The organism is Streptomyces sp. NPDC101237, assembly GCF_044767465.1.
Taxonomy (GTDB): Bacteria; Actinomycetota; Actinomycetes; order Streptomycetales; family Streptomycetaceae; genus Streptomyces; species Streptomyces gramineus.
Map to the genome: position 1 here is coordinate 19,416 of NZ_JBIWNY010000049.1, position 12,907 is coordinate 32,322.

Consider the following 12,907-nt stretch of genomic DNA (forward strand, 5'->3'; position numbering starts at 1 on the left):
ACGGCGGCTGACGGGCTTCTTATGCGTACCGAGCGGTTATTGACGGGTTTCTTACGACGGCCGTCCGGGGAGACCCGCGGGACTCAGCCCGTGTGGACGCGCGGCCGCCGGTCGCGGTCCGGTTCCGCCTCGCGCAGGACCTCCCGGGTGACCGGAGCGACCTCTCCCTGGCCGAACAGGAAGAAGCGCAGGAAGTTGGCGAACGGGCCGCCCTCGGTCCACTCGAAGTAGATGTGCGGGATGCGGCCGGTCTCGTCGCGGACGTGCAGCAGCAGCGCGGCCAGGGCGTTCGGGATGGACGCGGACTCCAGGGTCAGGACCCGGTAACGGTCGTGCAGGACCTCGCCGCGCACCGTCAGGCCCGCCTCGAACTCGGAGGGGTCGGTGACCGTGACCTCGACGAAGACGAAGTCCTCCTGCTCGGGCAGGTCGTTGTCGGCCCGGATCTGCTCGATCTTGTCGCGGTACTCGGCCTTGTCGCGCCGGTCCGGCTCATTGGCGATGAACCGGATCTTCCGGCTGGCCATGTCCCGGATGAACCGTTCCGCCATCGGATCGAGGCTCACGCTCGTCACGCGCAGCTCGAAGGCGCGGGCCAGGCGGGACAGCAGGGAGACCAGGATGATGCCGACGATGAAACAGGCACCGATCTTCACGCCGTCGGGCCGCTCGATGACGTTCACGACGGTCGTGTACAGGAACACCGCCGAGATGACGCCGAACCCGATCGTCCACCCGCGCTGGCCCGCCTTGCGGGCGGCGATGGTCACCGCGACGGCGGCGGAGCTGATCAGCACCAGCACGCCGGTGGCGTAGGCGCCGCCCTGCGCGTCCACGTCGGCGTCGAAGATCCAGGTGACCAGGAAGGCGATCAGGGTGAAGACGATGACCATCGGGCGCACGGCACGCGCCCAGTGCGGGGCCATGCCGTAGCGGGGCAGGTAGCGCGGCATCAGGTTGAGCAGGCCGGCCATCGCCGAGGCGCCCGCGAACCACAGGATGCAGATGGTCGAGACGTCGTACACGGTGCCGAAGGCGTTGCCGAGGTACTCGTGCGCCAGGTAGGCGAGCGCGCGGCCGTTGGCGTCGCCGCCGGACCTGAACTCCTTCTCCGGGATCAGCAGCGTGGTGATGAAGCTGGTCGCGATCAGGAAGCAGCTCATGATCAGGGCGGCCGTGGTGAGCAGCTTCCGGGTGTCCCGGATCCGGCCGGTGGGCCGCTCCTCGGTGTCGCCCGCGTCGCCCTGGACGTGCGGCATGACCGCCACGCCGGTCTCGAACCCGGACAGGCCGAGCGCCAGCTTGGGGAAGACGATCAGGGCCACGCCGATCATGACGAAGACGTTGCCGTGCTCCGTGGTCAGGGCGGTGGTCCAGTCGGTGATGACGTGCTCGGCGGTGACGACGTGGTAGATGCCGACGATCACGACGACGACGTTCAGCGCCAGGTAGATGCCGACCAGGGCGACCGCGACGCCGATGGCCTCCAGGAAGCCCTTGAGGAAGACCGCGCCGAGCAGCGCCACCAGGACCAGCGTGATGATCATCTGCTTGCCCTGCAGGGCGTCGGTCAGATGCGGGTTCTCGACCAGGTGCGTGGAGGCGTCGGCCGCCGACAGGGTGATGGTGATGAGGAAGTCGGTGGCGGCGAAGCCGAGCAGGGTCAGGACGAAGAGCTTGCCCTGCCAGAACGAGAGCAGCCGCTCCAGCATGGCGATGGAGCCCTCGCCGTGCGGGCTCTCCGCGGCGACGCGCCGGTACACCGGCAGCGCGCCGGCCAGGGTGACGACGACCAGCACGATGGTGGCGATCGGGGAGAGCAGTCCGGCCGCGAGGGCGGCGATGCCCGGCTGGTAACCGAGGGTCGAGAAGTAGTCCACGCCGGTCAGGCACATCACCCGCCACCAGCGCTGGCCCTTGTGCGGGGCCTCCGGCTGCGCGTGGGGCCCGGTGTGGCCGCCGCTCCTGCCCATGTCGGACAGTCCCTCCAGCATCCAGGCGCGCAGGCGACTGGGAGGGGGGTGTTCGGTCGTGGCCATCGGTCGGGCTCCTGGTGTCCGGCGCGCTGAGTACGGGGCGGTTCGATTCCGGCCATCACGCGGACGGCGGCACCAGCGTATGCAGAGAGTGACGCGTGGGCCCACGGATCAGCGGGGGCCGGGCGTCAAGCTTGCGTTAAGAATCGCCTGGCGGGCGGCGGTGCGGCATCAAGAAGCGGGGTCCGCGAGGCCGCTGCGCGGCGCTCGGCTGTACGGGGGAAGGCGGGCAGGGGCGCGGGAACGGACACCGAGCGTCATCCCGTACGACCGCGACCGCGGCGGCCTCCCGACGGCGGCGGGGCCGTCAAGACGGTGTCAACGTGGTCGTCGGCGGCGCAAGAGACGCGTCAAGACGCCGGTCCCGGGCCACCCAGGGCGCTTCTCCTTGAGGTGATGAACGACGTACCGCGCGGACGACTGAAGGTCTACCTCGGGGCCGCCCCCGGGGTCGGCAAGACCTACCGCATGCTCGACGAGGCACGGCGCCGCGCGTCCCGGGGCGCCGACGTGGCGGTGGGGTACGCGGAGTGCCACGGGCGCCCGAGGACCGAGGCCATGACCGAGGGCCTGGAGACCGTGGCCCGGCTGCGCTGCGCCTACCGGGGCGGCACGTTCGAGGAGATGGACCTCGCCGCCGTGCTGGCGCGCCGCCCCGAGGTCGCGGTCGTCGACGAGTTCGCCCACACCAACGTCCCCGGCGGCGCACGGCACCCCAAGCGCTGGCAGGACGTCGAGGACCTGCTCGCCGCCGGCATCGACGTGATCACCGCCGTCGACATCCAGCACCTGGAGTCCCTCAAGGACGTCGTCGAGAAGATCACCGGGGTGCCCCAGCACGAGACGGTGCCCGACGAGGTGGTCCGGCGGGCCGCGCAGATCGAGTTCGTCGACATGCCGCCGGAGGGTCTGCGGCGCCGGATGGCGCACGGCAACATCTACGCCCCCGAGAAGATCGACGCGGCCCTCGCCCACCACTTCCGTCTCGGCAACCTCACCGCCCTGCGCCAGCTCGCCCTGCTCTGGGTCGCCGACCGGGTCGACGAGGCCCTCCAGTCCTACCGCGCCGAGCACGCCATCCGCGGGGTGTGGGAGACCCGGGAACGGGTGGTCGTCGCGCTGACCGGCGGCCCGGAGGGCGACACCCTGGTACGACGGGCCGCGCGCATCGCCGACCGGTCGTCCGGCGGCGACCTGCTCGCCGTGCACGTGGCCCGCAGCGACGGACTGGCCACCGGCGTCTCGCACGCCTCGCTGGCCCGGCAGCGCCGGCTGGTCGAGGACCTCGGCGGCACCTACCACAGCGTCGTCGGCGACGACGTGGCCACCGCCCTGGTCGAGTTCGCGCGCGCCGAGAACGCCACCCAGCTCGTCCTCGGCACCAGCCGGCGGGGCCGCCTCGAACGGTTCCTGACCGGACCGGGCACCGGGGAGGTGGTCACCGCGCTCTCCGGCGACATCGACGTGCACCGGGTCACCCACGAGCGGGCCGGCCGCGGCACCCTGCTGCCCTCCCGGCGCCGCACCCTGTCCACCCGGCGGCTGATCGCCGGACCGGTCGCCGGACTCGTCCTGCCGGTGCTGCTCACCATCGGCCTCGCCCAGGTCCGCGGCACCGTCAACCTGACCAGCGAGGCGCTGCTCTTCCTGCTCGCGGTGGTCGGCGTCGCCTGCATAGGCGGGGTCACCTCCGCGGTGATCGCGTCCGTCACCGCCTCGCTGCTGCTCAACTACTGGTTCATCCCGCCCGTCGGCCGGTTCACCCTCGACGACCCCAACGCCCTGCTGGCGCTCGGGGTGTTCGCGGTTGTGGCCGCCACCGTCGCCGCGGTCGTGGACCGTTCGCTGCGGCTGTCGCGGCGCGCGGCCCGGGCCACCGCCGAGGCGGAGACCATGTCGTCGCTGGCCGGCAGCATCGTGCGCGGCGGCCAGACCATCCCGGCCCTGCTGGAACGCACCCGGGAGACCTTCGGCATGGACTCCGCCGAACTCGTCGACGAACCGCCCGACGCCGTCGACGCCACCGCCGTACCCGCCGGTCCCGGCAACTACCTGGTCCTGCGCGGCCGTACGCCCTCCGCGTCCGAGCGGCGGGTGCTGGCCGCGTTCGCGGCGCACGCCGGCTCGGCCGTCGAACGGGCCCGGCTCGCCCAGGCCGCCGCCGAGGTCGAACCGGTGCGCGCCGCCGACCGGATGCGCACCGCGCTGCTGCGGGCCGTCGGCCATGACCTGCGCACCCCGCTCGCGGCCGGCTGGGCGGCGGTCACCTCGCTGCGCAGCCGGGAGGTCGAGTTCTCCCCGCAGGACCGCGACGAACTCCTCGCCACCGCGGACGAGTCGATGGCCCGGCTGAGCAGGCTCGTCGACAACCTCCTCGACCTCAGCCGCCTGGAGGCCGGTGTCCTGCCGCTCAGCCTGCGCGCGACCGCCCTGGAGGAGGTCCTCCCCGCGGCGCTCGCCGACGTCCCGGCCGCCGAGGTGCACGGCGACCCGGAGAACCTGCCCGCGCTGCTGGCCGACCCGCCGCTGCTGGAGCGGGTGATCGCCAACCTGGCCGGCAACGCGGCCCGCTACAGCCCGCCGGGCAAGCCGGTGCTGGTCACCGCGAGCGTCCTCGCCGGGCGGGCCGAACTCCGGGTCATAGACCGGGGGCCGGGCCTGCCGGCGACCGGCCGCGAGCGGCTCTTCGAGCCCTTCCAGCGGCTCGGCGACACCGACAACACCACCGGCCTCGGCCTCGGCCTGGCGCTCGCCCGCGGTCTCACCGAGGCGATGGACGGCACCCTGACCCCCGAGGACACCCCCGGCGGCGGACTGACCATGGTCGTCTCGCTGCCCCTGGCCGACCCGAACGAGCCGCTGCCGGCGCGGCGGCACGCGCGGGACGCCACCTGCTGAGCACGGCCCGCGGCGCCGCCGTCAAGGCGGCGTCAAAGTCCTCCCGCCACGCGCGAAGAAGGCGCAAGGGGCGCCGGACGCGGTGATCGCCGGACAGAACCTGGACGGGCGTTCGTCCCGTCCCGAGGAGGAGACTCCACATGTCCGTACTCGCCGCCGAACCAGGCGCCGTTCCCGCCGGTGAGGAGCCGCCCGACACCGGCGAGCGGCACCGGCTCACCGCCGTCACCGGCCTGGCCGCCCTGTCCCTGGACGCCATGGCCTCCGTGGCGTACGGGCCGGAGGCCATCGTGCTGGTGCTGGCCGCCGCCGGTGCGCACGGGCTCGGCTTCACGCTGCCCGTCACCCTCGCCATCGCCGCCCTGCTGGGGGTGCTGGTCGCCTCCTACCGGCAGGTCGTCGCGGCCTTCCCCGACGGCGGCGGCTCCTACGCCGTCGCCCGGCGGCACCTCGGCGCCCGGACCGGCCTGGTGGCCGCCGCCTCCCTGGTCCTCGACTACGTCCTCAACGTCGCCGTCGCGGTCACGGCCGGCGTCGCCGCGCTCACCTCCGCCTTCCCGGAGCTGTACGCCGACCGGCTGTGGATCTGCCTGGCCGTGCTCGTGCTGATCACCGGCGTCAACCTGCGGGGCATCGTGGAGTCGGCCAAGGCGTTCATCGTGCCGACCGCGGTGTTCGTGGGGTCGGTCCTCGTGCTCATCGTCGTGGGCCTGTTCCGGTCCGCGCCGGCCGGCACCGCCACCGCCGCCGGACACGCCTCGGCGCTCGCCGGCAACGCCTCCGGCGTCGGCACCCTGCTCCTGCTGAAGGCCTTCGCCTCCGGGTGTGCCGCGCTCACCGGCGTCGAGGCCATCGCCAACGCCGTGCCCTCCTTCCGCGTGCCGCGCGTCCGGCGGGCCCAGCACGCGGAGACCGCCCTCGGCGCCGTGCTCGGCGTGATGCTGATCGGTCTCTCGGTGCTGATCTCGCGGTTCCACCTCCAGCCGGTCCAGGGCGTGACCGTCCTCGCGCAGCTCGCCGACGCCTCGCTCGGCCACGGCTGGGGCTTCTACGTCGTCCAGTTCGCCACGATGATCCTGCTCGCGCTGTCCGCCAACACCTCCTTCGGCGGACTTCCGGTCCTGCTCGGGCTGCTCGCCCGGGACAACTACCTGCCGCACGTCTTCGCGCTCAAGGCCGACCGCCAGGTGCACCGGCACGGGGTGCTCGCCCTGGCCCTGGTCTCGGCCGCGCTGCTGGTGTTCTCCGGCGGCGACACCAACACGCTGGTGCCGCTGTTCGCCATCGGTGTCTTCGTCGGGTTCACCCTCGCCCAGGTGGGCATGGTGCGGCACTGGTGGCTGGAGCGCGGGCCCAGGTGGCGGGGGAAGGCACTGCTCAACGGCTTCGGCGCGGTCCTGACCGGGGTCGCGACCGTGGTCGTCACCGCCGCCAAGTTCACCGAGGGCGCCTGGCTCGTCGTCGTGACGCTGCCGCTGCTGGTCGCCGCCTTCGGCGCCGTGCACCGCGCCTACGGACGCATCGGGGAGCGGCTCGGGCTCGGGCGGATCCCGGAACCCCCGCGCCGCGAGCGGTCGGTCGTGATCGTGCCGGTGTCGTCGCTGTCCCGGCTCACCTCCCAGGCGCTGTCCGCGGCGGCCTCCCTCGGCGACGAGGTCCGCGCCGTGACCGTCTGCCACACCGATCCCGAGGACCGTGCCCACACGCGGGCGCTGGAGCGCTCCTGGGCCGCGTGGGACCCCGGCGTGCCCCTCGTCCGGCTCACCTGCGAGCGGCGCACGCTGGGCCGTCCCATCGCCGCGTACGCCCGCGAGGTCGCCGCCGCCGAACCGGCCAGCCGGGTGACCGTGCTGATCCCGGAGACCGAGCCCGAGCGGCTCTGGCAGCGCCTGCTGCAGAACCAGCGCGGTGCCGTCGTCGCGCATGCCGTCCGCCGGGAGACCGACGCGGTGATCTGCCGGCTCAGGTTCCGCCCGTCCTGATCCGGCCGCTCCTCTTGAGGCCGGTGTTCCCCCAGTTCAGAGGGGTTTCCGCGACCGAACGGCGCTCTCCGGTCGCGGGCCGGCCCAGGCCGCGTAAGAGTCCCGTCAAAGGGGTGAACACCGCCGTAAGGGACCCGTCAACGGTGGCCGAATCCGGCCGGAAAGACGCTTTCCTCTAACAGTCCGAGTCCGTTCCGCATCTCATCCAGGAGTTCACGATGGCCGATCTGGCCTTCGTCGTCACCGTGCTCGCGGGTTTCGCGCTGGTGGCCCTCGCCGCCAAGGGGGTGACCAAGCTGTGACCGCCGAGAACATCGTCGGCCTCGTCGTGGCCGTCGCCCTGCTGGGCTATCTCGTCCTCGCCCTGATCTTCCCGGAGAGGTTCTGAGACAGCGATGGGTCCCGTAACCGCCGCCGTGCTCCAGCTCGCCGCGCTCATAGGCGCGCTGGCGCTCTGCTACGTCCCCTTCGGCACCTACATGGCCAAGGTCTACTCCTCCGACAAGCACTGGCGTGTCGAGAAGTGGATCTACAAGGGCATCGGCGCCGACCCCGACACCGAGATGCGCTGGCCCGCCTACCTGCGCGGTGTCCTCGCCTTCTCCTTCGTCGGCGTCCTCTTCCTCTACCTGCTGCAGCGGCTCCAGGGCGTCCTGCCCGGCTCGCTCGGCTTCTCCTCGGTCAACCCGGCGCAGTCGTTCAACACGGCCGTCTCCTTCGTGACGAACACGAACTGGCAGTCGTACTACGGCGAGCAGACCATGGGTCACGTCGTCCAGACCGCCGGTCTTGCCGTGCAGAACTTCGTCTCCGCGGCCGTCGGCATCGCCGTCGCCGTCGCGCTGGTGCGCGGGTTCGCGCGCTCGCGCACCGGAGAGATCGGCAACTTCTGGTCCGACCTGGTGCGCGGCACCGTCCGCATCCTGGTCCCGGCCGCCGCCGTCGCCGCGGTGATCCTGGTCGCCTGCGGAGTCGTCCAGAACTTCTCCGGCATCCACGAGGTCGGACAGTTCATGGGCGGTTCGCAGCAGTGGAACGGCGGGGCCGTGGCCTCGCAGGAGGCCGTCAAGGAGCTGGGCACCAACGGCGGCGGCTACTTCAACGCCAACTCCGCCCACCCCTTCGAGAACCCCACTCCCTTCACCAACCTCCTCGAGATCTTCCTGATCCTGCTGATCCCGTTCGCGCTGACCCGCACCTTCGGCGTGATGGTCGGCTCGGTCCGGCAGGGTTACGCCATCCTCGCGACCATGGGCGCCATCTGGCTCGGGTTCACCGCGCTGATGATGTGGACCGAGTTCGCCCACCACGGCCCGGCGCTCCAGGCCGCGGGCGGCGCGATGGAGGGCAAGGAGGTGCGCTTCGGCGTCGGCGGATCGTCCATCTTCGCGGTGGCGACCACGCTGACCTCGACCGGCGCGGTGGACTCCTTCCACTCCTCCTTCACCGGCCTCGGCGGCGGCATCACCATGCTCAGCATGATGCTCGGCGAGATCGCGCCCGGCGGCACCGGCTCCGGTCTCTACGGCATCCTCGTCATGGCGATCATCGCGGTGTTCATCGCCGGTCTGATGGTCGGCCGGACGCCCGAGTACCTGGGCAAGAAGATCGGCTCCCGCGAGATCAAGCTCTCGGCGATCTACATCCTGATCACGCCGGCGCTGGTGCTCGTCTTCACCGCGGTCTCCATGGCGCTGCCGACCCCGCCGCACTCCGCGCTCAACCCGGGTGCGCACGGATTCTCCGAGGTGCTGTACGCCTTCACCTCGGCCGCCAACAACAACGGCTCGGCGTTCGCCGGCCTGAACGCGAACACCGACTGGTTCAACACCATGACCGGACTCGCGATGCTCTTCGGCCGCTTCCTGCCCATGGTGTTCGTGCTGGCGCTGGCCGGCTCGCTCGCCGAGCAGCGGCCCGTCCCGGCCACGGCCGGCACCCTGCGCACCGAGAAGCCGCTCTTCACCGGCCTGCTCGTCGGCGCGATCCTGATCATCACCGGTCTGACCTACTTCCCGGCCCTGGCGCTGGGTCCGCTCGCCGAGGGGCTGGCGTCATGACCACCCGTACCCGGAAGTCAGAGGACTCCATGTCCACAGCCACCCCGACCCGGGCGCCGCACAGCGACGTCCCCACCGGGCACAAGCCCGCCGAAAGCCGCGTCGGCGCGGGCCTGTTCGACCCCAGGCAGCTCATCAGCTCGCTGCCCGAGGCCTGCCGCAAGCTCGACCCGCGGGTCATGGTCAAGTCGCCCGTGATGTTCGTGGTCTGGATCGGCTCGGTCCTGACCACCGTCTTCTCCTTCAAGGACCCGGGCGACTGGTTCGGCTGGACGATCAGCGCCTGGCTCTGGCTGACCGTGATCTTCGCGAACCTGGCGGAGGCGGTCGCCGAGGGCCGCGGCAAGGCCCAGGCCGACACCCTGCGCAAGGCCAAGACCGACACCGTCGCACGCCGGCTCGCCGGGGACACCGAGGAACGGGTGCCCGGCACCGAGCTGCGGATCGGTGACCTGGTGGTCTGCGAGACCGGTGACGTCATCCCCGGCGACGGCGACGTCGTCGAGGGCGTCGCGTCGGTCGACGAGTCGGCGATCACCGGCGAGTCCGCGCCCGTCATCCGCGAGTCCGGCGGTGACCGCAGCGCCGTGACCGGCGGAACCAAGGTGCTGTCCGACCGGATCGTCGTCAAGATCACCACGAAGCCGGGCGAGACCTTCATCGACCGGATGATCAGCCTGGTCGAGGGCGCGGCCCGGCAGAAGACGCCCAACGAGATCGCGCTGAACATCCTGCTCGCCTCGCTGACGATCGTCTTTCTGCTGGCCGTCGCCACGCTGCCGCCGTTCGCCGACTACGCGGGCACCCACCTCACGATGATCGTGCTGGTCGCCCTCCTGGTCTGCCTCATCCCGACCACCATCGGCGCGCTGCTCTCCGCGATCGGCATCGCCGGCATGGACCGGCTGGTGCAGCGCAACGTGCTCGCCATGTCCGGGCGCGCCGTCGAGGCCGCCGGCGACGTCTCCACCCTGCTGCTCGACAAGACCGGCACCATCACCCTCGGCAACCGCCAGGCCTCCGAGTTCCTGGCGGTGCGCGGCGCGACCGAGGCCGAGGTCGCCGACGCCGCCCAGCTGTCGTCGCTGGCCGACGAGACGCCCGAGGGCCGCTCCGTCGTCGTGCTGGCGAAGGAGAAGTACGGGCTGCGCGAGCGCCACCAGGGCGAACTGGCGCACGCCGACTGGATCGCCTTCACCGCCCAGACCCGGATGTCCGGCGTCGACGTCGACGGCAGGAAGATCCGCAAGGGCGCGGCCGGGTCGGTCATCGCCTGGGTCCGCGAACACGGCGGCACCGTCGCCGAGGACGCCGGCACGGCCGCCGACCGCATCTCCGAGGCCGGCGGCACCCCGCTCCTCGTCGCGGTCGAGGACGCCGAAGGAGCCCGTGTCCTGGGCGTCATCCACCTCAAGGACGTCGTCAAGGAAGGCATGCGCGAGCGGTTCGAGGAACTGCGCCGCATGGGCATCAAGACCGTCATGATCACCGGCGACAACCCGCTGACCGCCAAAGCGATCGCCGAAGAGGCGGGTGTCGACGACTTCCTCGCCGAGGCCACCCCCGAGGACAAGATGGCCCTCATCAAGCGGGAGCAGGCCGGCGGCAAGCTGGTCGCGATGACCGGTGACGGCACCAACGACGCCCCGGCGCTCGCGCAGGCGGACGTCGGCGTGGCGATGAACACCGGTACGTCGGCCGCGAAGGAGGCCGGCAACATGGTCGACCTCGACTCCAACCCGACCAAGCTCATCGAGATCGTCGAGATCGGCAAGCAGTTGCTGATCACCCGCGGCGCGCTGACCACGTTCTCCATCGCCAACGACGTCGCGAAGTACTTCGCGATCATCCCGGCCATGTTCGCCGTGGTCTACCCGGGCCTGGACAAGCTCAACATCATGCAGCTGTCCTCGCCCAACTCCGCGATCCTGTCCGCGGTCGTCTTCAACGCGCTCGTCATCATCGCGCTGGTGCCGCTCTCCCTGAAGGGCGTGCAGTACCGGCCGGTCAGCGCCGACAAGCTGCTCCGCCGCAACCTCGGGATCTACGGCCTCGGCGGTCTGATCGCCCCGTTCATCGGCATCAAGGTCATCGACCTGCTCATCTCCCTCATCCCCGGGCTGTAGTCCCTGAAAGCGTGCTGAAGGCCATGAACAACTCCGTAAGCAACACCGCCCGGTTGCTCTGGGCGGGCCTGCGCGCCCTCCTCGTGCTGACCCTGGTGACGGGCGTCGCCTATCCACTGGTCGTCACCGGCATAGCCCAGGGCGCCTTCCACGGAAAGGCGAACGGCTCCGAGATCACGTCGGACGGCAGGGTCGTCGGCTCGTCCCTCATCGGGCAGTCGTACGACCTGCCGCTGAAGAAGGGACAGGAGACCCCGGACGCCGACCTGCGGTGGTTCCAGGGCCGCCCGGCCAACGGGCTCGGCAGCAACAGCGTCAACACCCAGTACAAGCTGATCCTCTCGGGTGCCACCAACCTCGCCGCCGACAACAAGGTCCTGATCCAGCAGGTGAAGGACGCCAAGGCCGCCGTCGTCAAGGACAACTCGGTGCCCGGCTACACGGTCAGGGCCTCCGAGATCCCCGCCGACGCGGTCACCTCCTCGGGCTCCGGCCTCGACCCGGCCATCTCCCCGGCCTACGCCGGCCTCCAGGTCCACCGGGTCGCCGCGCGGAACCACCTCTCCGTCGGCCAGGTGGCGAAGCTGGTCGAGGACCACACCGAAGGCCGCACCCTCGGCTTCATCGGGGAGCCGCGGGTCAACGTCCTCGAACTCAACATCGCGCTGAAGGAACTGACCAAGGGCAGCTGATGACCCGCGTGCTGGTCGTGGAAGACGACCCCCAGCTCGTACGGGCACTCGTGATCAACATGCAGGCACGCCGGTACGGAGTGGACGCGGCGCCCGACGGCGCCACGGCCCTCCGGCTGGCGGCCGCGCGTCAGCCGGACGTGGTGATGCTCGACCTCGGGCTGCCCGACATGGACGGGGTCGACGTCATCAGGGCACTGCGCGGCTGGACCCGTGTGCCGATCCTCGTGCTGTCGGCGCGGCAGGCCTCCGACGAGAAGGTCGCCGCGCTGGACGCGGGTGCCGACGACTACATCACCAAGCCGTTCAGCATGGACGAACTCCTCGCCCGGCTGCGGGCCGCGGTCCGCCGTACCGAGGACGTGCCGCTCGCCCGCGAGACCACCCTCGTGGAGACCGACGGCTTCACCATCGACCTGCTCGCCAAGAAGGCCGTACGGGCCGGTCAGGACGTACGCCTCACCCCGACCGAGTGGCATCTGCTGGAGATCCTGGTCACCAACCCCGGCCGGCTCGTCACGCAGAGGCACCTGCTGCACGAGGTGTGGGGAGTCTCGCAGGGCACCAAGACCAACTACCTGCGGGTCTACATGGCGCAGCTCCGCCGCAAGCTGGAGGCGGACCCCGCGCACCCCCGGTATCTGATCACCGAGCCCGGCATGGGCTACCGCTTCGAAGGATGACATGGCACGCGGCAGGCTCCGGATCTACCTCGGTGCGGCACCCGGTGTGGGCAAGACCTACGCCATGCTCGCCGAGGCCCACCGCAGGACCGAACGCGGCACGGACTGCGTGGTCGCGTTCGTCGAGCACCACGGCCGGCCGCGCACCGAGGTGATGCTGCACGGCCTGGAGGAGATCCCGCGCCGGGAACTGGCCCACCGCGGCGCGGTGTTCACCGAGATGGACGTGGACGCCGTCCTCGCCCGGCGGCCCCAGGTCGCCCTGGTGGACGAGCTGCCGCACACCAACGTCCCCGGTTCGCGCAACGCCAAGCGCTGGCAGGACGTCGAGGAGTTGCTGGCCGCCGGGATCGACGTGGTCTCGACCGTCAACATCCAGCACCTGGAGTCGCTCGGTGACGTCGTGGAGTCCATCACGGGTGTGCGCCAG

At 71.3% G+C, this 12,907-nt stretch carries 8 protein-coding genes and 1 pseudogene; 8 read left to right on the forward strand and 1 reads right to left on the reverse strand.

Features of this window, described 5'->3' with window-relative positions:
* Positions 1-83: 83 nt before the first annotated feature.
* Positions 84-2,039, reverse strand: a complete 1,956-nt coding sequence (locus ACIRQ9_RS39170) for an APC family permease (RefSeq protein WP_404185204.1) — start codon at positions 2,037-2,039, stop codon at positions 84-86.
* 393 nt (positions 2,040-2,432) lie between these two features.
* Between ACIRQ9_RS39170 and ACIRQ9_RS39175 the strand changes: the two genes are divergently transcribed.
* The 8 genes and pseudogenes from ACIRQ9_RS39175 to ACIRQ9_RS39210 form a co-directional block, all read left to right on the forward strand.
* Positions 2,433-4,934: an ATP-binding protein gene (locus tag ACIRQ9_RS39175; RefSeq protein ID WP_404185207.1), complete on the forward strand. Its 2,502-nt coding sequence runs from the start codon at positions 2,433-2,435 to the stop codon at positions 4,932-4,934.
* 140 nt (positions 4,935-5,074) lie between these two features.
* Positions 5,075-6,916: an APC family permease gene (locus ACIRQ9_RS39180; protein WP_404185210.1), complete on the forward strand. Its 1,842-nt coding sequence runs from the start codon at positions 5,075-5,077 to the stop codon at positions 6,914-6,916.
* A 298-nt stretch (positions 6,917-7,214) separates the two neighbouring features.
* Positions 7,215-7,304: a K(+)-transporting ATPase subunit F gene (gene kdpF / locus ACIRQ9_RS39185; protein WP_016434100.1), complete on the forward strand. Its 90-nt coding sequence runs from the start codon at positions 7,215-7,217 to the stop codon at positions 7,302-7,304.
* Between the two features lie 7 nt (positions 7,305-7,311).
* Complete coding sequence (gene kdpA / locus ACIRQ9_RS39190; RefSeq protein WP_404185213.1) at positions 7,312-8,976, forward strand: potassium-transporting ATPase subunit KdpA; 1,665 nt, start codon at positions 7,312-7,314, stop codon at positions 8,974-8,976.
* A 29-nt stretch (positions 8,977-9,005) separates the two neighbouring features.
* The gene (kdpB, locus tag ACIRQ9_RS39195; RefSeq protein ID WP_404185216.1) at positions 9,006-11,102 is read left to right on the forward strand and encodes a potassium-transporting ATPase subunit KdpB; all 2,097 of its coding nucleotides are present in this window, start codon (positions 9,006-9,008) and stop codon (positions 11,100-11,102) included.
* 23 nt (positions 11,103-11,125) lie between these two features.
* Positions 11,126-11,794 carry a potassium-transporting ATPase subunit C gene (locus ACIRQ9_RS39200; protein WP_404185219.1) on the forward strand — a complete coding sequence of 223 codons (669 nt, stop codon included), beginning with the start codon at positions 11,126-11,128 and terminating at the stop codon, positions 11,792-11,794.
* A complete protein-coding gene (locus ACIRQ9_RS39205; RefSeq protein ID WP_404185222.1) occupies positions 11,794-12,477 on the forward strand; it encodes a response regulator in 684 nt (227 codons plus the stop codon). The genes ACIRQ9_RS39200 and ACIRQ9_RS39205 overlap by 1 nt, the downstream gene beginning before the upstream one ends.
* Before the next feature lies 1 nt (position 12,478).
* Positions 12,479-12,907: pseudogene (locus ACIRQ9_RS39210) on the forward strand (histidine kinase); the annotation flags it as partial.

Excerpts from the sequence above, each read along its gene's own strand:
- ACIRQ9_RS39180 (WP_404185210.1), top strand. The coding sequence starts at position 5,075 with ATGTCCGTACTCGCCGCCGAACCAGGCGCCGTTCCCGCCGGTGAGGAG.
- kdpA (WP_404185213.1), top strand. The coding sequence starts at position 7,312 with ATGGGTCCCGTAACCGCCGCCGTGCTCCAGCTCGCCGCGCTCATAGGC.
- ACIRQ9_RS39205 (WP_404185222.1), top strand. The coding sequence starts at position 11,794 with ATGACCCGCGTGCTGGTCGTGGAAGACGACCCCCAGCTCGTACGGGCA.
- ACIRQ9_RS39175 (WP_404185207.1), top strand. The coding sequence starts at position 2,433 with ATGAACGACGTACCGCGCGGACGACTGAAGGTCTACCTCGGGGCCGCC.
- ACIRQ9_RS39200 (WP_404185219.1), top strand. The coding sequence starts at position 11,126 with ATGAACAACTCCGTAAGCAACACCGCCCGGTTGCTCTGGGCGGGCCTG.
- kdpB (WP_404185216.1), top strand. The coding sequence starts at position 9,006 with ATGTCCACAGCCACCCCGACCCGGGCGCCGCACAGCGACGTCCCCACC.
- ACIRQ9_RS39170 (WP_404185204.1), bottom strand. The coding sequence starts at position 2,039 with ATGGCCACGACCGAACACCCCCCTCCCAGTCGCCTGCGCGCCTGGATG.